The sequence below is a fragment of the Mucilaginibacter phenanthrenivorans genome (assembly GCF_024721155.1).
Taxonomy (GTDB): domain Bacteria; phylum Bacteroidota; class Bacteroidia; order Sphingobacteriales; family Sphingobacteriaceae; genus Mucilaginibacter; species Mucilaginibacter phenanthrenivorans.
On the sequence record NZ_JAHVAP010000005.1, the window covers coordinates 253887 to 279867 of the forward strand.

Below are 25981 nucleotides of genomic sequence, written 5' to 3' on the forward strand. Positions count from 1 at the left end.
ACTTATATAAATGCAAATAAAACTAAGATTTTTAAGATTAATTGGATTTTAGGAATTTCTAGATCGGTACTTTGCGTTGTTACTATCCGTTTTGAACTCTGATTAAAGGATTAAAAGGTTTCATGATTAGGAAACATCAAGGCAATCCTAAAATCCTTTAATCATGGTTCAAACACTAAACGTCGGGATATACCTTTCCCTTATCAAATTGATATGATGCTGCTCGTGCCCGGCAATGTGGTAGGCCAGGGCGCGAACGCTGGCGTTGTTGGCAGTGCCGGTGCCTTTTCCTATCCGCATAAACGGATCTTCGGGCAAGCCGTTGAACATTGTTAGTGTCGCCATTCGGACGGCCAGGTATTCGTCGAAAATATTATCTAGGTCGCGCTCGTTGGCTTTTGAGTAGTGCGTATAACTGTCCTGGTCGAAGCCGATGAGGTTATTTTGCTCATTTCGGGCGAAGCGGAGGGCGCGGTAGGCAAATATGCGCTCGTCATCAATAATATGAACCAGGGTTTCCTTAATGCTCCATTTGCCTTCAGCGTAGCGGTGATAGAGCATTTTCTCTGGCAGACTATAGATCAATTCCTTCACAGTCATGAAATTTTCCTTCATATGCTCCAGCACCAGACCATCGTCAGGCAGCAATTTCATGTACATGATGGCGTACGGCGGATATTCACCTTCAAGGGGTTTGGGAATCGAACGCAAGGTTTTAAGCATGATAAACTATAATTACAATGTTCCTTTACTATGCTGCTTCCCCCATTTTATCATTTCATCAACAGCCGGAGTAAGGGTAAAGCTGTAGGTGGTCAGCTTATATTCTATAGATACAGGGTGGGTATCGTGCACAACGCGCAGTACGAGTTTATTGGCTTCCAGGTCCTTTAATTCCTTTGAAAGCACACGGGTAGTAATGTTAGGGATATTACGCTGCAGATCGCGAAAGCGGGAAATGCCGGAATACATGGAGATCAATATCGGTAGTTTCCATTTTCCGTTTATTACCGCCAGGGTGGTTTGTAAATACCTGATCTTGTCGGAAATTTTACTAACGTCCTGTTTCATAATGATATGCTTTAATGATTTGGTATTAAATGTATATCGAATCACAGAAATAAACAAATCTTTATTTCTGTTGTCCCATGGCAGTATTGGCGCCAACGTGGCCGAATCCTGCAGCCTGCGTGATGCTTTAAAGGTGGAGATAAATGTGTTTACAAACAAATAATCGCGTTAAAATTCTTTGTTATAATTATTTATTTCCATAATTTTATAAGTACAAACCCTAATACCTTAAATCTATGGAAAACACAGACGCAACAGGCCAGCCTGCTGCTTTATTACTACACGTTAACCAGATTCTACCATTTGAAAATATTGCCCTTGCGTTTTCGGGCGGCGGCTTCCGCGCGGCCTCATTTGCGCTGGGTGTGTTATCATATTTAAACAATACGAAATTCAGTGACCCCGCCGATCCGCTTAACGGTACTTCTCTGCTGCACCAGGTTACTTTCATATCGTCGGCATCAGGCGGCACAATTACCGCAGCACTATATGCGCTGTACAATTCAGGTGGCAAAACATTCGCGGAGTTCTATGTTAAACTGTTTGAAACATTGCAAGGTGAGCAGATCCTGAAAAATGCGCTCGAAATACTATCAGATAAAGCACGGTGGAGGAACCGTCCGGAAAAAAGTCGCAACATCATTAACGCATTCGCCATGGCTTATGACGAGTATATTTTTGAGGGAAGTACGTTAAAGGCGCTTGGTAAAATCAGCAAAGGCTCACACTTACAGGAAGTTTGTTTCAACACTACCGAATTTTATACCGGATTGTCGTTCAGGCAGGACAAAAAGTTAGTTTACGACAGTAAGCCTGACAAATATTTTAAGTTTGGGAACCATATTATATTTCTTGACGAGGCGGTAGCCGATGAATTAAAGCTAAGCGATCTGCTTGCAGCCTCATCCTGTTTCCCTGCTGGGTTTGAGCCCATTATTTTCCCAAACGATTTTACGCACCAGGGGTTAACCGAAGATACCCTTAAAAAAGCCCTAACCATGCAGCCGCAAACCGGCGACAAACAGGAAAGGGAGTTTATCAGTAAAAAACGGGTTGGCTTTATGGACGGCGGCATAACCGATAACCAGGGCCTGCAAAGCATGATGGATGCCGACCGCCGGCGAATAGAGCGTGAAACCGATTACAAGCCATTTAACCTGATGCTGGTAAATGATGTCGGCAGCCATTTTATCAAGCCTTATGTAATGCCCGCCGCTCCCCACAAAGGCGGATTGAGCCTCAGCGCCGTAAATCTTATCGTTATTGCCTGTTTTATAGCAGCTGTGGGCATTACCGTTGCGGGTGTCTGTCTTCATTGCACCGCCTTAACCATAGTTGGCAGCATCCTTGTCCCGCTTCCATTAGTTTTTATGGGGATTGTATTATGGGTGAGGAAGAAGGTCTTTAACGTAACGGCATCAGGTACACCATCCGGCATATTGAAAAGCTTTACAGAGCGCATAGTGCTGTTGCTTGTAAAATATTTTACAAAAACCCCGATGCCTGTGCTCAAGCAAATGTTGCTTGCAAGGGCCGACTCAGTAATGCTACTTAATATGAGCGTTTTTTTAAAGCGGATAAGGCAGTTGCTTTATAATACATTTTATGGATCGCCGGAGTGGAAGAACCGTGGCAAGGGGAACCACATTTACGATCTGTCCTTCTCGAACAATATTAACCGCACACGCAATCCTGTGCCGCCGCCGATGGAACCCAGCCGCGACTTACAAATAGTGGCTCAGGTAGCATTCAATATGGGCACTACATTATGGTTTGATAAAACGGACTGCCTGCAGGAGCATGATGAAGCCTGCATTATTGCCTGTGGCCAGTTTACCACATGCTATAACCTGCTTGAGTATACCGACAGGCTGCTTAAAAACCCATCTGCCTTTGCTCCTGCTTACCTTAACCGGCTGGTTACGTTAAAACAGCAATTAACAGACGACTATGAACGATTTAAGGCCGACCCGTTTTTTATGTATAACGATGCGGGCCGTGAGTATAAGATTGCGAACTTTAAGGCATTGAGTGTGAAGGATATTCCGTTCCCGACGAATTGGGCGTAAAGAAACGAGATTCTTATTTCGGTGATATGTCCAAATTTAATATTATTATTGAACTGCAATATCACAATTACAACAATGGAACCAAACCTTGAACAACTGCGGAAAAATTACGAGCAATTCGACGACAAAAAACTTATCCGTATAGCCAGCGAAGAAGCTGCCGGCCTTCGCCCGGAAGCGCTAAATTTATTAAAGCAAATAATAAAGGAACGTGGGCTCTCCGCCGACGTGGCAAAAGCAGCAGAAGTGCAGACAAAGGAAGTAAAGGCGAGCGACCTCGCAGATTACACCGAAATGTTAAGAAATCTTCCATGTCCTTTTTGTAATGGTGTAGGAGAGAAATTAAATGCCACAATTGTTGCCAACGTTGTAAGCCTTGTTGTTTTTACCCATTACCGAAAAGAAGTAAAAATCGGATGCCCTCAATGCCTTAATAAGCAAAACAACAATGCAATGATAAAGACCGCCCTTTTAGGTTGGTGGGGATTTCCATTTGGTATTATCCGTACCCCTCAAGCCTTAATCTTAAACAACAAGAGAAAGGCCGAAAATGATATGTATGAAGCAAATGATTTGTTCAGAGGCTTTGTTTACGGAAGAATCGGCAGAATTGAGGCCAACAGAAATAACCCGGAAGGATTGCAGGATATAATTACCCATATCAGGTAAACCTGCGTGCTACTCCTCCCCCAATATCCTGAACACCATACCATCCATATCTTCGCTGATCCTCAACTGACAGGCGAGGCGGCTGTCGTATGCGGCATCAGGCAAGGTGTCCAGCAGGTCAAGCTCCTGGTCAGAGGGATGGAAATATTTTTCGGGACCCTCTAAAACCTGTACATGGCATGTTGCGCAAAGCGCCATCCCCCCGCAGGTGGCCAATATTTGGTGGTCTGTTGCCTTCAAAACCTCCATCAAACTTAAACTTATATCTTCAGGTATTTCCACAGGCCGACGGCTGCCGTCTCTGTCTTCAATAGTTAAATTAATCATATTATTTGAGGTAAAAGCTAAAAGCAGAAAGCTTAAGCTTTTGTAGTGTTGTTTATAATTATCTTTTGGCTTTCAGCTTTAGTCTTTGGGCTTTCTGCTTAACATCAGCTTAAAAAGCACTCACTCCATAAACAGTAGTGTATTTAAAGCTTAGTTTCTGATCGGGATAAACCTGTTTAAAAGCACTTTGCGCCATTAGCGCAGCCTCATGAAAACCACAAAGGATCAGTTTCAGCTTACCGGGATAAATATTGATATCGCCAATAGCGTACACGCCTTTTACGTTTGTGCTGTAATCAACCGTATCCACCATAATGGCGGATTTATCTACATTCAATCCCCATTCAGCTATCGGGCCAAGCTTTGGGGTGAGGCCAAATAGCGGGATCAGGTTATCAGCGGCAATAACAGAAGTTTGGTTTTCGCGGTCAACAATTTCTACCTCCTGTAAATGCCCGTTACCGCTGATTGCTTTTATATGCGCCTGTAGAATAAGGTTTATCCGTCCCTGCTTAGCGAGTTCAAAAACTTTTTCGGCACTGTCAGGTGCGCCACGGAATGTATCGCCGCGATGGATGAGTGTAACCTCGTCGGCAATATCTGCAAGGAAAATAGTCCAGTCCAGCGCAGAGTCACCGCCGCCGGCTAATACCACCTTACGGCCGCGGTAAGCTTCCGGATTTTTTACCATATAAGCCACACCCTTACCCTCGAATTCCTCCAAATGATCTATAGCCGGCTTGCGTGGCTCGAAGCAGCCGAGTCCACCCGCAATTACTACAACTTTACTATGTACCTCTGTACCATCACTTGTAGTGGTAATAAATGAACCATCTTCCAATTGCTGTAATTCGTTAACGCGTTCGCCTAATGAAAATGTGGACTTAAAAGGTTCTATCTGTTCCATTAAGCCATCAACCAATTGTTGGGCGTTGACGGTTGGGAACCCAGGGATATCATAAATCGGCTTTTGGGGGTAGATCTCGGAGAGCTGACCGCCAACCTGCGGTAAAACATCTATTAAGTGGCAGCGCATTTTTAAAAGCCCCGCTTCAAAAACGGCAAATAAACCAACAGGACCGGCGCCTATAATGCAAATATCAGTATTAACAAGTTCCATAAAATTACCATTAAAATAATAATTAAAGGTCTTGTTTATTATAACTTTTTACTAATGACAAATAGTAATTATCGATTACTTTAAGTTATAGCTTGCCAGGCAGAATCTTTTGAAGAGATCAATAAGCTTTGAGTTTTTACCCTGTAACTGGATGAACTGAAACGTGCGGAAGATCTCCATTCCTTTAATTTCAATAATGCTCAATTCATTATATTTAAGCTCACTTATCACCGATTGAATGGAGAGGAAGGTGGCGGTTTCTGAATACAGCAGGTACTGTTTTATGGCGATGCTGCTTTCCAGCCTGATCTCAATTTGCAGCTCCTTCGGATTGATGCCGACATCGCTTAAAGCATTAAAAATAATATCAAGCGTGCCGGAACCTGCTTCCCGAAGTATCAACGGAATGTGCAGTAATTGTTTTGGGGTGATCTCTGCTTTTTTAGAGAGTTGATTATTGGCCCGGGTTACCAGCACAATCTCGTCCTTGGCAAAGGGCGCGTAGGCAATTTGCGGATAGTGGGCGGCGCCTTCCACTATCGCGATATCTATTTTTTCGGCTAACACCAATTGGGTGATCACATCCGTGTTGCCTTGGATAAACGTAAAATTTACGGCTGGATAAGTTTTCTTGAACAGCGCAAGGATCTTAGGTAAAATGGTTTGGGCAACGGTTGTACTTGCACCAATATGAACCGTACCAGCTTCCATGTTGTTTAACTGGGCAAGCTCTGTTTCCAGTTCGGTGTAGGTTTGGAAGATCTTTTCAGCATATTGCAGCATGATCTTTCCGGCGGTGGTTAATACTATACTGTTGCCATTCCGCCTGAATAATTGCACATTCAACTGATGCTCCAATTCCTTTATGTGCTTTGTAACGGCTGGCTGGGTAATAAATAGCTCGGCAGCAGCTTTGGTGAAGCTGAGCCTTTGTGCGACAGTATGAAATACCTTTAGCCGAAAATCGAAGATCATTAAAAGCGAAGATAGGGAAGAAAGGAGGTAAAAGCTAAAGGCTGAAAGCAAAAAGCTTCCCGCTTTTAATAAGAGCAGCTTTCGGCTTTGCGTATTTGGCTTTTAGCTCTTCTTCGCCGTAGCCACAATCACTATTCCGCCAATTAATAAGATCCCGCCCAAATATGGTGGCCAGTTCACTGATTTCTGCTTATCTACAGAGATCTGCAGGGGGCCTGCATCTACAATCTTTTCTTTTTTTGTATAGGTAAATCCGGTCCATATCAGCATGGCGGCGCCTATAATAATAAGTACAATTCCAATGGTCCTGTTCATAGTACTGCTTTATAACACAAGTAGTAATTGAAGAAATTGTTTGGCTGCCGGTAACAAGATTTATGACTTTAGGCTATGACTCTTTCCTAGCGTTTAATAAGTTTTTAGGCACAATTCTTAACACCGAGATCACTATCCTGAAACCATCCGGATCAGTAAAGGTGATGCCGTTGTTTATCCAATACGGGTTTTTAGGATATACGGGCCGAACCCCGTTTGCTATGAACTTTTGTTTAATGTTATTGAATTCCTCAACGGATTCGGCATAAAATACCAACAGGTCGTCATTGTCGGGGTAGTGAACCGGGGAAAGATTAGAGGTGGTAAACTCCAGGTGCCAGTCGGACCCGGGGAGGCCCAGGAACACCCCATCGTAGTTATGATGATTCCTAAATTCGCCCAAAACTTTTAAGCCTAAAACCCTGCCGTAAAAGTCGATAATACGGTTTAAATTTTTTGTATGCCTGGCGGTTCTGAACTTCATCGTTTATAATTTCAAAGCTACTGGAAAAGAACCAAGATTCAAGAGCCAGGAATCAAGATTAATTTGGTAACTTAATAGGCATTTCTCTTGACTCTTGACTCTTGACTCTTGACTCTTGACTCTTGACTCTTGACTCTTGACTCTTGACTCTTGACTCTTGACTCTTGACTCTTGACTCTTGACTCTTGACTCTTGACTCTCGACTCCTGACTCCTGACTCCTGACTCCTGACTCCTCCGCTCATTCCCCAAAGGAATGCTTTATAAATTAGTAAGTGTTAATTGTTGACAATTGTTTTTGTACTTTCATGCCATACTAATCTCAATAGTTTGCTTTTAAATTTATTGATGAGTTGATTTAATGCTGCTGCTTATTTTGGAGGATAATTATAATACCCAACCTGCTTTAGTGGAGTTACTTTTGCGCCGCGACCCAAAAGGTTGTGAGCATTTATGTGAAACCTATTCTGCTAAACTTTACGGATACATTATAAGAATGGTTAATAATCCTAAAATTGCAGACCAATTGCTTGAAAAAACATTTAAGACGATCTGTAAAAACATTCATCAATTTAAAGACAGCCAGGTAACCTTCTTAACCTGGGCTCTGCAGTTTGCGCGTTCAGAAAGTATTAATTACCTTAGTTCTATCAATTTAAAAACCGGAACTGCCCGTAACTCGTATACTGATGCAGTTAACGACACAACGGCTGCTAATGAGATTGCCATATTTAATATGATCCACCAGGGCTACAAGGTGTATGAAGTGGCCGAAATACTGAGAATACCCGTTGATGAAGTAAAAATCAATATCCGCAAGGCTATGAAACAAAAAACAAACCCTAATTAATTGATGGATATACAAGCGTATATTGAAAGCGGTGTTTTGGAAGAATACTGCCTCGGCCACTTAAATGAAGAGGACCAGGCGTACTTGATCCAGTTAACCATGCTTTATCCTGAAGTTAAGGCGGAGTTGAATGCTGTTGAGCTTGCTTTTGAAAAGCTAGCTGAATTAACCGCCAGCGAACCACCCGAAAGTATTAAGGGAAATATAATGGCTGCGCTTGGTTTTGATGAGTTTGTTTTGGATGCTAATAATCTTCCTGTACTCAGCCATTCTACTGATCCGCAGCCATGGCTGGATACCTTTGCTCATTTTATCCCTGAAGAACCTACCGAGGATTTTTTGATGCACGTCATCCGGCAAGATAATATAGTGCAGCAAATGCTGATCACCGGTAACACAGATGTACCCGAAGAACAGCATGGTGAATTTTATGAAAGCCTGTTTGTTTTAAGGGGCCGATGTGAATGTACCATTGGCAATGAATTGTATAAATTAGGTCCCGGAGATTTTATCGAAATCCCCTTGCATACCCCGCACGATATAAAATTAGTAACACCTTTTGTTACTGCGGTTTTGCAGTATAGGTTTGTATAAATAGCCCTTACACAGGCTATTATTATCCCCCTACAATACCACTACTGCTCCTTTTACTGCAAACTTTTTACTAAATAGCACTTATCTTTCCTGATATATTTATTCTTGAGAAACATCTTTATGAAACTGCCTGCTCTATTACTGTCTATCGCTTTTTCTATTCTATCACTTACCGTCTTTGCCCAGGTAACCATCTACGCCAATCAAATCGGGTTCGACATTAAGGGACCAAAAATTGCAGTTGTTGGGACCGATAGTAAACTGACCCAGAAAACGATATTTAACATAATCAATACAGTAACCCACCAGGAGGAGTTTACAGGAGTACTTAGCGGTCCGCAGCAGATTGATGAATGGACGCCCGGCAAAAGCTATTACCAGGCTGATTTTTCCGCTCTTAAAAAAAGAGGGAAATATAGCGTAAGGGTGAGTGTAGGTGGAAAAACATATACCTCCTTTCCGTTTGTTATCGAAGAAAACGCACTGGCAAGGCTTACCATCTCGTCCATCGTCCATTATTACAACAAGCAACGGGCCAATACCCCACAGGAAATAGCAGCCGACTCGCACATGCGCCTGCAGGGCGGTGGCGACAAAACCGTTGATATGCATGGCGGCTGGTGCGATGCCTCTGGCGATGTGAGTAAATATTTCTCGCACCTCGCTTACGCAAATTTCATGTCGCCGCAACAAACGCCGTTGGTGGTATGGTCTATGGTTAGTGCCTCGGAAGCAATACCCGGCTTATTAAAAAAATGGAACATAAAAGACTCATTAGATAATGAGGCGTTATACGGGGCTGACTATATGATGCGATCTTTATCAAAGGATGATTATTTCTACATGATCATCTTCAGTTATTTTAACAAGGACCCGAATGCCCGCCGGATTGTTGGGCTACGTGCAAACAGCGTTACTACCGATGAATACCAATGCGCCTTTCGTGAGGGCGGCGGTATGGCGATAGCCGCATTGGCCCGCATCTCGCAATGGAAAAAGAATGGCGAATTTACCTCGCAGCAATATCTCGATGGCGCAAAACTGGCATTTGCGCACCTGCTTATCAACAATACAAAATACGACGATGACGGCAAGGAAAACATCATTGATGATTACTGTGCATTGATGGCTGCCACGGAACTTTGGATAGCAACCGACAGTTCACTTTATCGCGATGAGGCCAGGAAGCGGGCACAAAACCTAAACAAACGAATGAGCCCGGCGGGTTATTTCATCGCCAATGATGGCAACCGCCCTTATTGGCATGCCGCCGATGCGGGTTTACCGGTAATTGCATTGTCCCGCTATTTAGCAAAGGAAAATGATGAAGTAATGAGAACTTCGGCGTTGGTTACCATTAAAAAGGCACTGGACTATAATCTTGCCGTAACAAATAATGTGAATAACCCCTTTGGCTATGCACGGCAATCATTTTTATACAAGGGAGCTGTTAAGGATGGCTTTTTCATTCCACATGACAATGAAACAGGCTGGTGGTGGCAAGGCGAGGATGCCCGATTGGGATCATTGGCTACTGCTGCATTGATCGGCGGTAAGCTGGTTTACCCGGATAAAGGCAATTGGGGCATAAAAGATTCGCTGGCTGTTTTTGCATCGCAGCAAACTTCATGGATCCTGGGCTGTAACCCCTATTCCATGTGCTTTATGTATGGGTTTGGGAGGAACAATGTAACTTACATGCACTCAAACTTCAGGCATGGGTCTGAACGGGGTGGGATCTCAAATGGTATTACCGGCGGAAAGGATAACGGCGACGGCAGCGGCATAGACTATAAGACTGAAGACAACGGAAATGAATGGCGCTGGACAGAGCAGTGGATCCCACACGCTGCCTGGTTTTTACAGGCTGTAGCGGCAATGGCTGAGAGTAAATAGCAATCGAATTCTTATGTATAAAGCCTAATTAATTGTGATGAGGCAAGTTCTTTATTTTATCCTGTTCTAAACTATAGCTTTCTCAATCCGTCATACCTGCACGGAAACGGACAATATGTTGTATCAAAAAGGTTCAACCCACAAAACAATACTTTTGCAAGTTTCTGAAATTCAATAAATTACAACATCGGCATATTGTTTGATGATAGTATTATTGTTTTAAAGATATATAAAATGAGCCAGCGCAAACCCCTGATCCGCCGTACCTTCTTACAGGAGCGGTATGAAATTTTGATAAAACGTCAACAAAACGGCACGGCTACATTTAACGAGCTTACGGAACTGGATGATATTGTTAACCGCGACCCGTCCATCCGCGAAATAGTTTTGATTGAAAACCATTTTATTGATGCGGCCGATGACGATAATGAGTCTGTTCCGAGACCCCTAAAAGATCTCACAAAGCCTGTTAAGGCGCAAAGCTGGCTGAGCAGGATAAGGGCGTATATTGGCAGAGTATTTATTTTACCGGTATCGTCAACAGCTGAAAAGTCTTTTATAACGATATAGCAGATTCGACTGAGCTACTTAAGATCAGGCGTCATCGATAAATAAATTTTCGGAATTGTAAATTCATATCGCAAAAATCCGGTCAAAAATAATTTGATATTCTCCCGATTCACAGGTTCGACACCTTACAATAATCGTAAAAAAGACCCCATTTTTATAAAAATTTGAAATTTTCATAAATTAATATATTCCCCAATGTTGTAACATTCCTGATATAAATATGCTCTTGGCTATGATTTGGCATTGGAAATACAACATTCTATTATAAAATATTAATTACGGGTTAATTTTCGATTCTCCTTTCAAGATTTTCACCGTTTAGATATCTTTTATTTAAAAAACACACCGATCCTTTAAGAACAAAGCACGTAATAAGCACTTGACAATGTGATTTTTACAATTTATATTTATACACCCTAATTTGTATAAGCATGATCCGTACACGCTTTAAAAAGGTGCTTTTAGTGGCACCTGATATTTTCCCCAATCAGCTATTGGCTGATTATACTAATGTGAGGCATGTTTCTGCCACCAGTAGCATTTTCCCGTCTATATACGAATTAAGTCCCGATGTTATTGTGTTTGATTACGAATTTATGGGGAAGGAAATGGAGAAAACTTTACGCCGGATCAAGGTTAATAAATTTTACAGTAAGGTAAAAATCTGTTGTTTCAAGAACACCGCAAACGAAAAAACCGACAGCTTTTTGAAGGCTATCGGTGTTGATTATTTCGTATACAGGGCAGACCTGGGTGAAAACTCAAAAAACAAATCGGTATTAAATACCTTCAACTCCATTATCGATGCATCCATTGTAAAATGGGTGATGAATGTAACGAACTAAAATCATCTTACTAACATCCAAAATCATCACCAGATTCAATTGCGGAGTAATACCAGTGTAGACCTTTAACCGGTGTTTCGTACCTACGGCACGAAAATGTCGTTTTGTTGTTTTTCTACCAATATTTGATCCCGCTGGGATCCCAAGCAAGCATACGACTATTGCTACTTGTGTGTTGGCGAAATAAATTTCGAATATTTTCTATATATATTTTAAATTACCGCCACAACGTCGACCATTACTTAAAAACCCATTCTGGTTTACCCTGCCAGATAGGATGGCACCATCGGTGCCTGATATTGGTAGAAAAAAACAAGAAAGTCTTTTGCCCTGTAGGGGCAACACTATGCGACAAACATTATAGACACAATGCGGAAAATCGCAGACGACTAGTCTATCCACTCAAACTTAGTATACGGCACTAATACCTCCGGAATTTTAATTCCCTTTTCTGTTTGGTTATTTTCCAGTAAGGTTGCAACAATTCGCGGCAAGGCTAATGCGCTGCCGTTAAGCGTATGCGCCAGTTGTGTTTTGCCTTCAGCATTGCGGAAGCGCAGCTTTAAGCGGTTGCTCTGAAAGCTTTCAAAATTCGACACAGATGATACCTCCAGCCAACGTTGCTGGGCCGCGCTCCATGTTTCCATATCATAAGTCAATGAAGCGGTAAAGCTCATGTCGCCGCCACACAAACGCAGCACGCGGTAAGGGAGTCCTAGTTTTTGCAGTAGTCCCTGCACGTGAAGGCTCATTTGCTCAATAACATCGTAAGAATTATCCGGGTGTACAATTTGTACCAATTCAACTTTGTCAAACTGGTGCAAACGGTTTAAACCGCGCACATGTGCCCCATATGATCCGGCTTCCCTACGGAAACAAGGTGTATAACCGGTATTTTTCACCGGCAGTTCATCTCCCTTTAAAATCACATCTCGGTAAAGGTTGGTGATTGGCACTTCTGCAGTTGGGATGAGGTATAAATTATCCACACCTACATGATACATCTGTCCTTCCTTATCCGGCAGCTGACCGGTTCCAAAGCCCGAAGCCTCGTTTACCATCAGCGGCAACATCACTTCGTTATACCCTGATTTTTCAGCCTCATCTAAAAAGAAAGCAATCAACGCACGTTGTAGTTTAGCGCCCTTGCCTTTATAAACCGGAAAACCTGCACCGGTTATTTTAACACCCAGCTCAAAATCTATCAGGTTGTACTTGGTAGCAAGTTCCCAATGAGGCAGTGCATTTTCAGGCAGGTTGGGTTTAACGCCATTCTCCAGCACTATTTCGTTCTCTTCAGGAGTTGATCCCTTTGGCACAGAACTGTGCGGCAGGTTGGGCATCAGCACCAATTTTTGGTAAAGCTCGCCTTCCACAAGCGCCAGCTGTTCGCTCAGCTTCTTGATCTCTTCCTTCCAGGCGCTGGTTTTTGCCTTTAGCGTCTCTGCCTCGTCCTTTTTCCCGTTGCGCATCAGGTCGCCAATTTGCTTGGCAGCTGCGTTTGCTTCAGCAGAAGTATTATCCAGCGAGGTTTGGGTCGAACGGCGCTTATCATCCAAATCAATCACTTCATTAACCAATTCAGGCTGTTTGAAATTTTTTACAGCTAAACGTTCTAAAACCTGTTCCCTGTTATCGCGGATATAACTAACTTGCAGCATTATTTTATTTTTTAGGCAAAGATATAATTAGTTCATAGTTTATGGTTCATGGTTCATAGCCATTTTTGGAAAAGTTAATAGATTATTGGCATCGCAGCGATATATTTATTGGCAATACAATGAACTCAAAGCAGCTACCATGAACTATCAACAATGAACAATGAACTTAACCGGAAAATTGTACTTAGTCCCAACCCCGATAGGCAACCTGGAAGATATTACATTCAGGGCTATCCGTGTATTAAAAGAGGCTGACCTGATATTGGCGGAAGATACGCGCACATCTGCGCCGTTGCTGAAGCATTTTGAGATTCATCAAAAAGTATTTTCGCACCACCAGCATAACGAGCACCAGTCGTCAAACGAAATTATCCGTTTTTTAAAGGAGGGGAAAAACATTGCGCTGATCTCGGATGCCGGCACGCCCGCTATTTCCGATCCGGGTTTTTATTTGGTGCGTGAGGCTATCAAAAACGAAATTGATGTTGAATGCCTGCCCGGCGCTACGGCTTTTGTACCAGCACTCGTGAATTCTGGCTTCCCTACTGATCGTTTTTGTTTTGAGGGATTTTTGCCGCTAAAAAAAGGCCGTCAAACAAGGTATAAAACTCTTGCAACCGAGGACCGCACCATCATACTTTATGAGTCGCCGCACCGTTTTTTAAAAACGTTGGATGAAATGGCCATTTATTTTGGTGCTGACCGCCAGATCTCCGTATCACGCGAACTGACAAAAATGTTTGAAGAAACAGTTAGGGGGACGGTAGCGGAAGTAAAAACCTATTTTGAAACGCATCCTGTAAAAGGAGAGTTCGTGATGTGTGTAGCGGGCGCGATAACTAAACCCTCGAAAGAGAGGGACTAAAACCTCCGTTCCTCGCAATCACTCAGGTTATATGATTTTATAAATGAAAAAAAACATTCTTCTTGCGCTTATTTCTGGTTTACTGCTTTGGATAGCCTGGCCGCCAACTCCCTATTCAACGTTCCTGCTTTTTGTAGGTTTTGTTCCGATGCTGGTGGCTATCGAAAATATCATCAGATCTGATTACACTAAAAAAGGCAAAAAGATTTTTGGCACCACCTTTCTCGGCTTTTTTGTTTGGAACACTTTATCAATTTACTGGGTTTATAACTCACTGAAAATAGTGGGCGAAGTGGTAGCCTTACCGATTTCGCTTATCCCCTATTCTCTCGGGCCATTACTGATGGCAACGGCTGTATGGCTGTATTACCGCTTACGCCTGGTAACCAACCGCACTTGGGGACTTGCTGGTCTCGTTTGTTTCTGGATGGCATACGAATACCTGCACCAAACCTGGGACCTCGCCTTCCCTTGGATGACCCTGGGCAACGGCTTTGCAGTAACGCATCAATGGGTGCAATGGTATGAATACACAGGGGTATATGGAGGCACAATTTGGATCTGGGGACTTAACATATTAGCATTCCTGGTCTTCATTGGTATACGGGAAGCGCCGAATAAAAAATTACGATTAAGCCTTATCTCAGCTTTTGTAATTGTGCTAATCGCACCCCTGGCATTTTCGCTAAGCAGGTATTATAACTATAGGGAGCAACCCAATCCATCAAACATCGTGGTAGTGCAGCCAAACATCGATCCTTATGCCAAGGAAAGTTCGATGCCGCCGATGCGGCAGTTAGATATCTTAACGAAGTTGTCGGATTCAATTGGCCAGCCAAATACCGAATTCTTTTTATGGCCCGAAACTGCAATTGCCGAACAGGTGAATGAAGAAACCATCAGAACCAATAACTACTTTTTAAGGGCTCAGCACTTTTTAAACAAATACAAAAACGGCAACATACTTACCGGCGCCGAAACATTCAGACCCTACGATAAGGAAGCCACCAAAACGGCAATCTACGATCCCCAAACAAAGCTTTACTATGATAACTTTAATGCCGCAGTAAATATTGAAAACTCGGCCGAGGTACAATTCTACCATAAATCAAAGCTAGTGCCGGGCGCGGAAGCTTTACCATTCCCGACAGCATTATCCTTCTTAAAGCCGGTATTTGCGCATCTAGGTGGCGCAACCGGAACTTATGGTGGCCAGGATGATCCGACGGTATTTTACTCGCAAAGCGGCATCGGCGCCGATCCGGTTATTTGCTATGAATCCATCTGGGGTAGCTGGGTTGCCGAATCTGTACACAAAGGCGCACAATTTATTGCGATAGTCACCAATGATGGCTGGTGGGAAAACACCAGCGGCAAGGATCAGCACCTGGATTATGCCAAGCTACGCGCCATTGAAACCCGCAGGTGGGTATGCCGCTCTGCAAATACCGGGATTTCTGCGTTCATCAATCAACGCGGCGATATAGTACAGCAGAGCAAATGGTGGGTAAAAACAGCCTTAAAGCAAGACATCAACCTAAATTCAGACCTTACATTTTACGTAATACATGGAGATTATTTAGCAGTGATCGGATGCATTTTAGCAGCGCTGGGGATTGGGTTTATCGTGGTGAAACGGTTTATTTGGAAGTAATTGCTCACCAGTTCGTCATTGCGAGGAACGAAGCAACCTCTAAGCTTGCAAATCAGGAAGTATTAAATTATGTGGCAATCAAACAGCCGGCTTCAAGGCTCCTATTAACATAAAGGTGCGTTGATTGTCCTTTGGAGAGTTTGCTTCGTTCCTCGCAATGACGCCATTTTTAGTTCTCCCGGCTCAATATAAACGCCAGCAAATCATGGATAGGCTGTTTAATGATCTTGCCGATATGAATGCCGTTCTCTTTACAAACCGCCGTTAGCTCATCTGTAAACACATAGGCAATGGAACCTACAAAGTGACACTTATACCGGTGGTATTGGGGGTACGACTTAATATTAGTTTCAATGAATTCAAGCAAACCAACACGGAGTAAGTTTTGGGCATATTCGGTTTGTCTTATGGTACTTATAAACCGGGCAAAAGTTGCGAGGTACGAATTCGCCTTCGGTGTTTGGTAAACGTTCTTTATTACCTTCGCCTTATCCAGCTGGTATTCAGCATCAAATTTCAGGCTGATGTCGTGCGGCATTTTACCATACAGAAAATCAGTGATCAGCGCTTTACCAAACCAGGTACCGGCACCTTCGTCGCCTAAAACAAAACCAAGGCCGTGCTTGCCCGAGTGAATATCCTCGCCATCGAAAAAAGAAATGTTCGAGCCGGTTCCCAGCACACAACAAAGGCCCTTCTCATGCCCGCAGGTGGCATAAGCACAGCCAAGCAGATCACTATCAACACTGATGTACGATTTGGTGAAAAACTGGCTGATGGCGTTTGACACGATCTCGTGCCTGTCGGGACTTGAGCAGCCTGCACCAAAAAAATAGATCTCGTCAATATCAGCGGCATAAGCTATCATATCGGTAGCCTGCTCCTGCAGGATCTTTGCAATTTCTTTTTCCGATAAAAAATAAGGGTTAAGACCAGCCGTCCTGAATTGTTTTACTTCGCCATCTTTAAGCTGAAGCAACCAGTCGGTCTTAGTCGACCCGCTATCAGCCACCAGGATCATGGACAAAGTTCTTCGAGTGCTTTTTGGGTGAGAGGTTTGTGAATAAACTGGGTGATGTATTTATTATCTGTCGATTTCCTCATATCCAGCGGATCCAATGACGACGATAGCATAAAGATCTTGATGTTAGTCTTGTCGATAGCTATCTTATCATACTCCTCCAAAAACTCAAAACCGCTCATTAAAGGCATGCGTACATCCAGAAAAATAACATCAGGTGTTATCTTTCCTTCGCTTAGGGATTGTATGGCCTCGGTTGCTGAGCGCACTACAACGATAGATTCGGCAAAGTTGCCGCCTTCTAATATTTTGCGCGTGACAAAATTATCAATGTAATTATCATCAATCAGCAAACAGGTTTTAAAACAAATAGCCATCAAGTTCAAAATTAACTTTTTAAACCAATTTAAAAAATATAGTTTTTGAAAAAGTTATTTACATCTTAAACGCATGACCCGTAGGGCAATGTCATTAAGTTAGTGGCACCTCCCGGCGGCAAAAGCGTTCCATTTTTACACGTGGAACAGGTGGAACACTATGAAACATTCTGATTATCAGAATGTTTCACTTTTTTGTATAAACCTATTTCAGGACAAGACAAACGTACCTACTGAATATTTATACTCGCTGTAATCTCCTTTAGCATGATCTCTGCACTTTTTGACTGGTATTGCGCAGCAAAGAATTTTGATTGGGCATCCAAATAATTCCTTTGCGCCTCCCTGATCTCCAATGGCGTAATATTACCCAGCTTATACTTTTCAAGCGAGATCTCGAGGTTCTTTTTGGCCACCTCAACGTTTGATTGTCCCAGTTTTATCAGATCGAGGCCTGAAAGATAGCTAACGTACAAATTGCTGACCTGCGCCTGCACATCAAGCGTGGTTTGTTTGTAATTAATGGCAGCATTGTCTATTCCGATCCGTGCATTGCGTTCCATGCGGTTTTGGTTAAAGCCGTTGAATATGTTTATGCTGGCTGTAAGTCCGTAATTGAACCCTTTGTTGTTTTGGGAGGTAGTGAAGCCTGCGGGAGTCTGGCTGTTTGTTATCACATATCCCGAGTTTACAGAAACCTGCGGATACCTGCTTGCCCTGACCTGTTTCAGGTTAATTTCGGAAATTCTTTTGTTGATCTGTGCCGATAGGATCGCGGGATTCTGACTTTCTGCCTTGGTGAGAATATCCCCTAAAACAAGCCTATCATCAACTACAATGGTATCGCCCACAGAAAAATCTGTTTGCAGGTTACGCACCAGTAATTGGTTCATCTGGATCTTGGCCGATTTAAACTGCTGCAGCTGGTTCAAATAGTTGGCAGTATCAGTATTCAGGTTAACTTGTGCATTCAGCACATCCAGGCCCGATGCACGGCCTACCTGCAACTTATCCTTAGCATAGCGCAGCTGCGTGCGGGAAATAACAATTGCCCCTTGCAACGCCTTCAACTGCTCGTTTTGGTTGATCAGGTTATAATAAGTGTCAATTACACTGGCAAGCGTGTTCTGAATGGTATCGCGTGAGCGCACATCACTCAACTGGTTCAATTGCTTCAGCTCGTCGTAATTAGCAAACATACCAAAGCCGTTAAAAATGGTCCAGTTAAGGTTTGGCCCGTAGGATGTGGTGGCATTATGTGCACCATGCAGGTCAGTTTCTGTACCATCGCTTTTAGTTTGCCTGGTATTCTGGATACTGCGGGTGGTTGTAAAATTGCCGGTTACCTGCGGTAAAAATCCGGCATTACCTATGGTAACATTATTTTGAGCTATGCTGTTGTTGTTTTTTGTAAGCAGGATATGATAGTTGTTCTTCAACGCAATTTCGACCGCATCCTTCAAGGTAAGTACGGTGTCGGTTTGCGCACTAACACTTAGTGTTAATGCTATCAGGCAAAAAACAAGGCAACCTAATTTTTTAATCATCATATCGCTTATTCTTTTTCTTTATCTAATTTGTCTATCAGTTTTTGCGTACGGGTTTTCTTTACCTTCTTCACATCATCCGGGTCTTCTGCGTCAGGGTCCTTACGGGTGCTCGACGCAAATATTAAGTACATCATTGGGATGATATAAAGCGTTAATACCAGCGAGAATAATACCCCGCCCATAATAACTATCCCCAACGAAACACGGCTCTTTGCACCCGCGCCCAATGCAAACGCAATAGGCACCGAGCCGAGCACGACTGCCAAACTGGTCATTAAAATCGGACGCAAACGGGCTGTTGCGGCCTCAACCACAGCCTCGTATTTGGCAAGGCCATGCTCCATTTGCTGGTTAGCAAATTCTACTATCAAAATTCCGTTCTTGGTTACCAGCCCCACCAGTGTTATCATACCAATCTCGCTAAAAATATTCAGCGTTTGGTTAAACAGCCACAGGGAAAGGAATGCACCGGCAATTGCCAGCGGCACGGTAAGCATCACCACAAATGGATCCACAAAACTTTCAAATTGTGCAGCAAGCACCAGGTAGATGAGCAACAGCGCAAATGCAAACGCAAATACGATATTCGATCCGCTTTCGGCAGCATCACGCGATGGACCGCTTAAAGCTGTGCTGAACGAATCGTCGAGCATGCCTTTTGCAATTCTGTTCATTTCTATGATGCCCTCTCCAACAGTTCTGCCGGGCGCCAACCCGCAGGATATGGTTGCCGATTTATACCGGTTAAAGTGATAAATAGCAGGCGGCGTGGCGTCTTCAGTAGTTTTCACCACGTTATCTAACTGGATAAGCGTACCCTTTGCATTTCGTACGTATATGGTTTTTAAATCCAGTGGCTGATCGCGATTTGCCCGATTTACCTGGGCAATTACCTGGTATTGCTTTCCGTTGATGAGGAAATAAGCTAAACGACCGTTACTATAGTAAAACTGCAGGGCCGTAGCAATATCCGATACCGAAACACCCATATCCCGGGCCCGGTCACGGTCTGTTACCACCCGCAGCTCCGGCTTTGTAAACTTTAGGTTCACATCCGTTCCCTGGAAAACCGGGCTCTTGGATACCTCGGCAAAAAATGCAGGCAATATCTTTCTTATCTTTTCAAAATCCTGGTTCTGGATCACGAACTGTACCGGCAGCGAAGTTTTGGAACCGCTACCGCCACCACTTATGGTTTGTTCCTGTATCACCAGCGCACGCGCATCCGGAAATTTGCTTAACTTTTTACTTAAATAATCGGCAATTTGCTGTTGGGAGCGTGTACGCTTGTCGGGAGCAACCAAACCCACACGACCAAAGCCCGAGTTTGCCGAACCACCACCGCCGCTTCCCGGCGAAATGATCTCGAGGTTCACATTCATTTCCGGGATCGAATCCTGCACCAGGTCCGACACCTTATCCATATACTTCGTCATGAACTCATAACTTGCCCCTTCAGAACCGGTAACCGAATACCTTAACAAACTGCGATCATCAAGCGGCGCAAGCTCGGTTGGCGTTATCAGTAACAATATGTAAACGATCACCAACGAAGCCCCGAGAATGGCAAATGAAACCCATTTCACTTTCATGAATTTGACCAGCGATTCTTTATAAGAGCTGGTCATATTTTCGAAGAATGGCTCTGTTTTTTCGTAAAACTTCGATTTTTTTGAATTCTTACGGATCAGCTTAACATTAAGCATTGGCGTTAATGAAAGCGAAACAAACGCAGAGATCAATACCGCACCGGCAACAACTACCGCAAACTCCCTGAATAACCTGCCGGTAAATCCCTGTAAAAATATGATGGGCAAAAACACTGCCGCCAACGTTACAGATGTGGAGATCACCGCAAAAAAGATCTCCGCCGAACCTTCAAAAGCAGCCCTTCGGATAGGCATGCCCCCTTCAACCTTTTTATAGATATTTTCCGTTACCACGATACCGTCATCTACCACCAGGCCCGTGGCCAGCACTATCCCCAGCAGCGTTAATATATTGATAGAAAACCCGAAAACATACATAATAAAGAATGCGCCAATTAACGACACCGGGATATCTATGAGCGGACGGAACGCAATAAGCCAGTCGCGGAAGAACAGGTAGATGATGATTACCACCAGCACAAACGATACGAGCAGGGTTTCCTGCACTTCGCTAATCGACTGGTTAATGAACTTGGTGTTATCCAGGGCCACCTTCACCGAAATATCAGGCGGCAGATCCTTTTGAATCTGCTTTAGTCTTACATAAAAATCCTTCGCAATCTGCACGTAGTTGGCTCCTGGCTGCGGCACAATTGCCAGGCCTATCATTGGCACGCCTGATTCCTTTAACGAGGTTTCCTCATTTGCCGAACCAAGTACGGCATATCCAATATCGCTTAAGTGGACAACCCGGTTGCTATCAGCACGGATAATGAGGTTATTAAAATCTTTTTCTGTGGATAGCTTACCAACCGCCCTAATCACTACTTCGGTGTTGTTACCTTCAATTTTACCAGCCGGCAACTCAACGTTTTCAATGTTAAGCGCGTTTGTTACATCGGTAGCCGTTAAACCGTACGACGACAATTTATTAGGGTCGATCCATAAGCGCATAGCGTATTGGCGCTGGCCCTGAATATTAATAGCACTTACGCCGGGGATGGTTTGCAGACCTTCCTGCAGCACGTTCTCGGCGTAATCATCCACCTGCATAATATTACGCACATTACTGCTTACTGTTAGGGTGATGATGTTATCGGAGCTGGCATCGGCCTTGGTAACTACCGGCGGGGCATCAATATCCTGCGGCAGTTGCCTTTGGGCTTGCCCTACCTTATCGCGCACGTCATTTGCTGCGGTTTCAAGGTCGGCGTCAAGGTCAAATTCAACGGTTATCTGGCTTGAGCCTACTGAGCTTGTTGACGAGATGTTACGAATTCCAGGTACACCATTTATATTTTTTTCCAGCGGCTCTGTGATCTGCGACTCAATTACATCGGCGTTGGCACCTGAATAGCTAGTGGTAACAGTTATAATTGGCGGATCGACAGATGGGAAATCGCGTACCCCCAAAAACTTATAGCCTATGACACCGAACACCACGATAACAACAGACATTACCGTTGCCAATACAGGCCTTTTTATACTTACTGACGATAAACTCATAAATATGGTTTACTTAATAACTTTTAAAATTTTCAAAGGAACTTTATTCCTGATCTGGATCAGGCCGGATACAATCAGGCTATCGCCCGCCTTCAATCCGCTGATCACCTCAATCCTGGTATCAGTTCGTAAATCGGTTTTCACCGTTTTCGCCAGTGCCATGCCGTTGTGATAAACGAAAACCTTACTGTCCTTTAAATCGGGGATAACGCATTGCGTAGGCACCATAATGGTTTTGGGGATCTGGTCGAGCGTTAAATTTATTTTGGCAAATGCACCGGCTTTAAGCAGGTTGTCGGGGTTTGCCGCTTTGGCCCTTACTGTTATGGTACGCGAACTTAAGTCGATGGCCGGCTCAATGGCATACACAACCGCCGAAAAGTTCTTCTGTGAGCTCTCGATTGTAAAACTCACCTTCGTGCCCTGCCTAATCAATGGCAGGTAACGCTCAGGTACCGAAAAGGTAACCTTCGCCGGATCGATATTCACTAATGATGCGATAGAGGTTGATGGAGACAAGTAACCGCCGGGGCTAATGTTTCTTAATCCAATAGTTCCCGAAAATGGGGCCCTGATCTCAGTTTTGGAAATCTGTGCCTTTAGTACATCGCTTTGTGCTTTTAGCGTATTCAGCGAAGTTAACGAAGTGTCGTATTCCTGCTGACTGATGGCTTCTTTTTTTAACAGGATGCCGTTCCGGTATTCGTTTTGTTTGGCTAGCGCCACCGAATAATCATTTTGCTTTAACGATGCCACCAAATCCTGGTTGTAAACCTTAACCAGTAGCTGGCCTTTTTTAACGTATGTACCTTCGGTAAAATAAATACCGGTGATATTGCCTGCGGTTTCGCTCACCAGGTTCACCTTTTCGTTTGCATCAAGGGTACCGGTTACATCTATGGTGTTATCAACGGCGGTATCTTTCACTATCATGATGTTTACAGGCACCGGGCCGGTTTTCTTTTTTGCACCCTTGGCCGAATTTTGGGCAATAGCCTCCTTCCCCTTCTCGCTAAAAAACTTGTTATACACCAAAAAGCCAATAAGCAGCGCAAGTGCAATCCATATAATATATTTGGTCCTCATATCGTGGTAATCTGTTAAGATTTTGTTTCGTCGTTAATTTCTATTGTTATAATTGGTTTAATATTTTCAGTCATCTTCGTTAGTACCGAGTAAAATATTTTCATATCCTCCTCCGGGATGTCGGCTGTTATATTTTTATTGAGTATTTCAAATGCTTCGACTATTTCGGGCACTGCCTTTTTTGCTTTTTCGGTTACCCATAACAGGTGCTCGCGCCTGTCGACCGGATTAATTTCACGATACACAAAACCTTGCTCACTAAGCGTGTCAATTATGTTTACTATTAATGATTTGTCCTTTCCCAGCTCCTTTGCCAACGCCTTTTGCGTAAGTTGACCGTCGTAATAGCGTATATAGGCCAGGGCATAGTAATACCTGCTAATTCCCAGGGGTTCTACACGCTTGGCAAGCATCCCCAAATAGGCTCTTCCAAGATTATTCAGCTTTCGCGAGATAGGTTCAACCAGTTTCACATCCATAATCGGCACGAATGTAATTAGTTATAACACTTAATAGTTGCATGTATCAACCATTTTACAACTAAAGAAACTATGCCCGCATTCAAAAAAATTATAAATTGCACCTCGAAATAATTTTTAAATCCTCAAGAAATATATACCGCTGATAAATTACGGCTCCTAAATTCCCCAAATGAAAACTATTAAGCTTACGGCTCTCCTATTTTCAATACTATTTTTTATGAATTCTACATCCGGCAACGCAGCAGGCGCTGTTCAAATTTCGTATACCGTTACTTTCCCCGAGGCACAAGCACATTATGCAGATGTGGAGATGAACATTTCGGGCCTGGCTCAGAATACTTTAGATCTTAAAATGCCGGTTTGGACGCCGGGCTCATATTTGGTGAGGGAATTTGCAAAAAATATTGAATCCTTCACCGCATCGGCTATTAACAAGGCCATTGATGCGCCGAAGCTGAACAAAAATACCTGGCGGATCAATACCACGGGCTTATCTGCAGTAACCGTAAAGTACAGGGTGTATTGCTTTGAAATTTCGGTGCGGACCAGCTTTGTTGATGCATCACATGGCTTTTTATCAACTTCGGGAATTTTTGTTTATCCCGATAAAATGCTGAATGCACCGTCAACCATAAAAATTATCCCTTACAAAGGGTGGACGACTGTTTCAACCAGCCTTGAAGCAGTAAACGGTGACCAATTCACGCGCCATTCACCTAATTATGACATTCTGTTTGATTCACCTATTGAGGTGGGTACGCAGGATGTTTTTGGCTTTGATGCTGCCGGTGTTAAGTATGAAGTGTGCATGGTAGGCGGCGGCAATTACGATAAGGAGAAATTAAAGGTTGATATGGCCAAAATTGTAGAACAGGAAACTGCTGTTTTTGGCGAAAACCCTAACAAGCATTATGTTTTTATAGTATTGAACGCCCAGCGCGGCGGTGGCGGTTTGGAGCATTTAAGCTCAACAGTGCTTGGCGCATCGAGGGATAATTACACCAACCCGGCTGGTTATCGTAACTTTTTAAGCCTGGTGGCCCATGAACATTTCCACCTTTGGAATGTAAAACGCCTGCGCCCGATAGTTTTAGGTCCGTTTGATTATGACAATGAAAACTACACTACCGATCTTTGGATCGCAGAAGGGTTTACTGCATACTATCAAAACCTGATATTGCGCCATGCCGGGCTTATTACGCCCGAAACCTATTTAGCTGCAATAACCGGCGAGATTAATACCATTGAAAATCAGCCCGGCGCAAAAATTCAACCCTTAGCTGAAGCGAGCTTCGATGCCTGGATAAAATCATATCGTCCTAATGAAAATTCCATCAATACCGGGATTTCATATTACGATAAAGGCGCTGCCGTTGGTATGCTCCTCGACCTGGAGATTATTAATGACACCAAGGGTAAAAGCAGCCTTGATGACGTAATGAAGTATTTATATAACACCTATTACAAGGGAAAAAAACGCGGCTATACCGACAACGAATTTAAACAGGGGCTGGAGAAATTTGCCGGTAAAAACCTGGATGAGTTCTACAAAAACTATGTTTATGGCGTTACCCCGCTTGACTATAACAAGTACCTTGGCTACGCAGGTTACAAGGCTACGGACGAAGCAGCGGCAACCAACGACCCAAGTTTAGGTGTGATGATAGCTGAGCAAAACGGCAAAAAATACATAACAACCGTATTACGCGGCGGCGCTGGCTGGATAGATGGCATCAATGTAAACGACGAGCTTGTAACAATTGACGGCGCTCCGGTAACCGATGTGCCAACCATGCTGAATGGTAAAAAGGTAGGTGACAAAATTACGGTTACCGTAATGCGCGATGGTTTACCGATAACTTTACCCGTTACTTTGTTAAGAAACAACCGTATGAAATATAAAGTTGATTCGCTGCCGGATGTAACGCCTGCGCAAATGGTGGTCAGGAAAAAGTGGCTTGCGTTGGGTGAGTAAGTTGTAGTTGTTGTAAGGGTTGTAAAAGTTGTTTGGTGGATGTCGATCTTCTAATCTTTCTGACTTTCCCGACTTGCGGACTAAAAAAGTAACTTGCCCAAAACATTCTGATCGTTTTTGATATTTATAATGTAACTCTATGAAAATCATTAATTAAAAAAAAGATCATGAACTCATTATTATACATCATTGCCGTTATCCTTATTATAGGCTGGGCAATTGGATTTTTCTTTATGGCTGTAGGCAGCTTAATACATGTATTACTGGTTATAGCAGTTATAGCCCTGGTACTTGGGCTAATCCGCAGGCCAACGGCGATTTAAGTATCTTCCATCAAAAACACACAACAATAAAAAGGCTTGGTTATGTAC

General features: G+C 43.4%; 25 protein-coding genes. 11 read left to right on the forward strand and 14 right to left on the reverse strand.

Features of this window, described 5'->3' with window-relative positions; genetic code table 11:
- Positions 1-168 precede the first annotated feature (168 nt).
- Together KXD93_RS13290 and KXD93_RS13295 are read right to left on the reverse strand one after the other, a co-directional pair.
- Positions 169-723, reverse strand: coding sequence for a DinB family protein (locus KXD93_RS13290; protein WP_258137603.1), 555 nt, complete (start codon positions 721-723; stop codon positions 169-171).
- Positions 724-735: 12 nt separating this feature from the next.
- Positions 736-1071 (reverse strand): winged helix-turn-helix transcriptional regulator, encoded by a 336-nt coding sequence (locus KXD93_RS13295; protein ID WP_258137604.1) that lies wholly within the window; start codon positions 1069-1071, stop codon positions 736-738.
- 236 nt (positions 1072-1307) lie between these two features.
- Here KXD93_RS13295 and KXD93_RS13300 point away from each other — a divergent pair, with 236 nt between their 5' ends.
- Positions 1308-3140, forward strand: coding sequence for a patatin-like phospholipase family protein (locus KXD93_RS13300; RefSeq protein WP_258137605.1), 1833 nt, complete (start codon positions 1308-1310; stop codon positions 3138-3140).
- 75 nt (positions 3141-3215) lie between these two features.
- The gene (locus KXD93_RS13305) at positions 3216-3809 is read left to right on the forward strand and encodes a hypothetical protein (protein ID WP_258137606.1); all 594 of its coding nucleotides are present in this window, start codon (positions 3216-3218) and stop codon (positions 3807-3809) included.
- A gap of 9 nt (positions 3810-3818) precedes the next feature.
- Here KXD93_RS13305 and KXD93_RS13310 read toward each other — a convergent pair whose 3' ends face one another.
- The 5 genes from KXD93_RS13310 to KXD93_RS13330 all read right to left on the reverse strand — a co-directional run bounded on the left by KXD93_RS13310 (position 3819) and on the right by KXD93_RS13330 (position 7030).
- Positions 3819-4136 (reverse strand): 2Fe-2S iron-sulfur cluster-binding protein, encoded by a 318-nt coding sequence (locus tag KXD93_RS13310; RefSeq protein WP_258137607.1) that lies wholly within the window; start codon positions 4134-4136, stop codon positions 3819-3821.
- Positions 4137-4245: 109 nt separating this feature from the next.
- Positions 4246-5256 (reverse strand): NAD(P)/FAD-dependent oxidoreductase, encoded by a 1011-nt coding sequence (locus tag KXD93_RS13315; RefSeq protein WP_258137608.1) that lies wholly within the window; start codon positions 5254-5256, stop codon positions 4246-4248.
- A 75-nt stretch (positions 5257-5331) separates the two neighbouring features.
- Entirely contained in the window at positions 5332-6231 is a 900-nt protein-coding gene (locus KXD93_RS13320; RefSeq protein WP_258137609.1) for a LysR substrate-binding domain-containing protein, read from the reverse strand.
- Between the two features lie 102 nt (positions 6232-6333).
- Positions 6334-6546 (reverse strand): hypothetical protein, encoded by a 213-nt coding sequence (locus KXD93_RS13325; protein WP_258137610.1) that lies wholly within the window; start codon positions 6544-6546, stop codon positions 6334-6336.
- Positions 6547-6619: 73 nt separating this feature from the next.
- A complete protein-coding gene (locus tag KXD93_RS13330) occupies positions 6620-7030 on the reverse strand; it encodes a VOC family protein (RefSeq protein WP_258137611.1) in 411 nt (136 codons plus the stop codon).
- A 360-nt stretch (positions 7031-7390) separates the two neighbouring features.
- Between KXD93_RS13330 and KXD93_RS13335 the strand changes: the two genes are divergently transcribed.
- From KXD93_RS13335 to KXD93_RS13355, 5 genes are all read left to right on the forward strand, one after another.
- Complete coding sequence (locus tag KXD93_RS13335) at positions 7391-7879, forward strand: RNA polymerase sigma factor (protein WP_258137612.1); 489 nt, start codon at positions 7391-7393, stop codon at positions 7877-7879.
- Between the two features lie 3 nt (positions 7880-7882).
- Positions 7883-8473, forward strand: coding sequence for a cupin domain-containing protein (locus KXD93_RS13340; RefSeq protein WP_258137613.1), 591 nt, complete (start codon positions 7883-7885; stop codon positions 8471-8473).
- 120 nt (positions 8474-8593) lie between these two features.
- The gene (locus KXD93_RS13345) at positions 8594-10369 is read left to right on the forward strand and encodes a glycoside hydrolase family 9 protein (RefSeq protein WP_258137614.1); all 1776 of its coding nucleotides are present in this window, start codon (positions 8594-8596) and stop codon (positions 10367-10369) included.
- A gap of 234 nt (positions 10370-10603) precedes the next feature.
- Entirely contained in the window at positions 10604-10939 is a 336-nt protein-coding gene (locus KXD93_RS13350; protein WP_258137615.1) for a hypothetical protein, read from the forward strand.
- Between the two features lie 431 nt (positions 10940-11370).
- The gene (locus KXD93_RS13355; RefSeq protein WP_258137616.1) at positions 11371-11784 is read left to right on the forward strand and encodes a hypothetical protein; all 414 of its coding nucleotides are present in this window, start codon (positions 11371-11373) and stop codon (positions 11782-11784) included.
- A gap of 389 nt (positions 11785-12173) precedes the next feature.
- Here the strand turns inward: KXD93_RS13355 and serS are convergent, their stop codons facing one another.
- Positions 12174-13445, reverse strand: coding sequence for a serine--tRNA ligase (serS, locus tag KXD93_RS13360; protein ID WP_258137617.1), 1272 nt, complete (start codon positions 13443-13445; stop codon positions 12174-12176).
- Between the two features lie 160 nt (positions 13446-13605).
- Between serS and rsmI the strand changes: the two genes are divergently transcribed.
- Complete coding sequence (gene rsmI, locus KXD93_RS13365) at positions 13606-14310, forward strand: 16S rRNA (cytidine(1402)-2'-O)-methyltransferase (protein ID WP_258137618.1); 705 nt, start codon at positions 13606-13608, stop codon at positions 14308-14310.
- 43 nt (positions 14311-14353) lie between these two features.
- Complete coding sequence (lnt, locus tag KXD93_RS13370) at positions 14354-15964, forward strand: apolipoprotein N-acyltransferase (protein WP_258137619.1); 1611 nt, start codon at positions 14354-14356, stop codon at positions 15962-15964.
- Between the two features lie 169 nt (positions 15965-16133).
- Here lnt and KXD93_RS13375 read toward each other — a convergent pair whose 3' ends face one another.
- From KXD93_RS13375 to KXD93_RS13400, 6 genes are all read right to left on the reverse strand, one after another.
- Entirely contained in the window at positions 16134-16985 is an 852-nt protein-coding gene (locus KXD93_RS13375) for a BadF/BadG/BcrA/BcrD ATPase family protein (protein ID WP_258137620.1), read from the reverse strand.
- Entirely contained in the window at positions 16982-17362 is a 381-nt protein-coding gene (locus tag KXD93_RS13380) for a response regulator (protein WP_258137621.1), read from the reverse strand. Before KXD93_RS13380 ends, KXD93_RS13375 begins: the two co-directional genes overlap by 4 nt.
- Before the next feature lie 230 nt (positions 17363-17592).
- Positions 17593-18912, reverse strand: a complete 1320-nt coding sequence (locus KXD93_RS13385) for a TolC family protein (protein WP_258137622.1) — start codon at positions 18910-18912, stop codon at positions 17593-17595.
- 5 nt (positions 18913-18917) lie between these two features.
- On the reverse strand, positions 18918-22067 hold the full coding sequence (locus KXD93_RS13390; protein WP_258137623.1) for an efflux RND transporter permease subunit: 3150 nt from the start codon (positions 22065-22067) through the stop codon (positions 18918-18920).
- 9 nt (positions 22068-22076) lie between these two features.
- Positions 22077-23153, reverse strand: coding sequence for an efflux RND transporter periplasmic adaptor subunit (locus KXD93_RS13395; RefSeq protein ID WP_258137624.1), 1077 nt, complete (start codon positions 23151-23153; stop codon positions 22077-22079).
- Positions 23154-23167: 14 nt separating this feature from the next.
- On the reverse strand, positions 23168-23632 hold the full coding sequence (locus tag KXD93_RS13400; RefSeq protein ID WP_258137625.1) for a MarR family winged helix-turn-helix transcriptional regulator: 465 nt from the start codon (positions 23630-23632) through the stop codon (positions 23168-23170).
- Between the two features lie 220 nt (positions 23633-23852).
- On the opposite strand from KXD93_RS13400, the gene KXD93_RS13405 reads away from it, so the two are divergent.
- Positions 23853-25610 (forward strand): M61 family metallopeptidase, encoded by a 1758-nt coding sequence (locus tag KXD93_RS13405; protein WP_258137626.1) that lies wholly within the window; start codon positions 23853-23855, stop codon positions 25608-25610.
- A 167-nt stretch (positions 25611-25777) separates the two neighbouring features.
- Positions 25778-25933 carry a lmo0937 family membrane protein gene (locus KXD93_RS13410; protein ID WP_258137627.1) on the forward strand — a complete coding sequence of 52 codons (156 nt, stop codon included), beginning with the start codon at positions 25778-25780 and terminating at the stop codon, positions 25931-25933.
- Positions 25934-25981 lie beyond the last annotated feature (48 nt).